The sequence below is a fragment of the Paratractidigestivibacter sp. genome, assembly GCF_052362415.1.
Classification (GTDB): Bacteria; Actinomycetota; Coriobacteriia; order Coriobacteriales; family Atopobiaceae; genus Paratractidigestivibacter.
The window spans coordinates 14809-16255 of record NZ_DAWEMK010000037.1; the positions used below are offsets into that span (position 1 = coordinate 14809).

Below are 1447 nucleotides of genomic sequence, written 5' to 3' on the forward strand. Positions count from 1 at the left end.
ACGCGACAAGTTGCCGCTGTGAAGGGGCAGACGCCTAAATAGTCTGAGTTCGTGCGCTCTGTGCGAGCATGGGAAGCATGGTGCGAAGCCTTCCGAGCGATTGCATTGATATTGGTTTACCACAAATACGCTCATCAAAAAAGGCCCCCGCACCGATGCGAGGGCCTTTGAAACCAAACCTTTATGTGCGCGCTACTGAATGCGGGTGCGGCAGTAGGGGCAGACCTTCCAGTCCGCGTTGAGCGGGCGGTGGCAGGTCGGGCAGACGTTGCGGACCTGTGTGTTGCAGATCGGGCAGACGACGAAGTCGCGGTCGATCGGCGAGCCGCACTTCGGGCAGATGCCGTAGTGCGAGAGCTGGTGCTCGCGGAGCGCGATGTCGAGGTCCTGCTCCTCGCGGTCGATCAGGTATGAGCTCGGGCGCAGGATCACGTAGGCGAGAAGGCCGACGATGGGGATGACCGAGATGACGGCCCACATCCACCAAGGCTCGGCGCCGCGGCGCTGCGCGTCGCGCACGACGTAAACGATAGAGAGGATGTAGAGCATGACGACGCACACGACCATGAGATAGAGGACCATGCGGACCTCGGGGGTGAGTATCTGGTCGATCAGTTCCTGCATATTCGTTGGCCCTTCTCGGGATGGCGTTCAGTCGAGAGGCGGCATGCGGTTGCCGCACAGACGTTGTGATTGTAGCAGAGCCTAGGCGAAGGCGGCCGCGACCTCGCCCGCAAGGGTGATCGAGCCGCACGCAACGCACGATTCTCCACAAATGGAGGACAAAGCGGAGCCGACGGTGGCGTAGGTCCCCACGACCTCGCAGCCCGCCGCGGCGAAGAGATCGGCGAGCTCGGTGGCAGGCAGAGCGCGCGGCGAGGAGGTCTGCGTGACGGCCACGCGCGGGAAGTCCGCGGAAAGAAGGTCGACGATGCCCTTGACGTCCTTGTCCGCGAGGACGGCGCACAGAAGGAGCGGGCGAGAGGCGCGGTCGGGGGAAACGGCGCGGACGGCGCTCAGGAAGGCCGCGACGCTCTGCGGGTTGTGGCAGGCGTCGATCAGCAGCGGAGGCTCGGGCCGCATGAGCTGGAAGCGGCCCGGCGTCGGACACTGAACGACGGAGGTAAAGAGGCCTTCAGCGTCGAGGGCGCGCCCGAGGTACTCCTCCGCGAGGCACACGGCGCAGGCGATGTTTGCCGCCTGATAGACGGGCTTCAGAGCCGCGAGCTCGGGGTAGGTCGCGCGGGGCGTCGTCACGTCGATCTCAAGGGGCGCGCCGAGGCGCTCGGGGCGCTTGGTGACCATGTAGGTCGCGTGCAGGAGCTCGGAGTGGGCGCGCGGGGTTCCGGGGTGCATCTCGCCGGGAGCGTCCGCAGGGTCGGCCGGCCGCAGGAGGACGGGCTCGACGCCGACCTCGGCGCAGCGCGAGAGGAAGACGTCCTCCATC

2 protein-coding genes are annotated in these 1447 nt (G+C 66.1%); both read right to left on the reverse strand.

From position 1 onward, the window contains the following. Positions 1-192: 192 nt before the first annotated feature. Entirely contained in the window at positions 193-624 is a 432-nt protein-coding gene (locus tag ACT84W_RS05325) for a zinc ribbon domain-containing protein (protein WP_432290487.1), read from the reverse strand. Positions 625-705: 81 nt separating this feature from the next. Next, positions 706-1447, reverse strand: a 742-nt coding sequence (locus tag ACT84W_RS05330) for a glutamate ligase domain-containing protein (RefSeq protein ID WP_444328456.1), incomplete at its 5' end; no start/stop codon positions are given.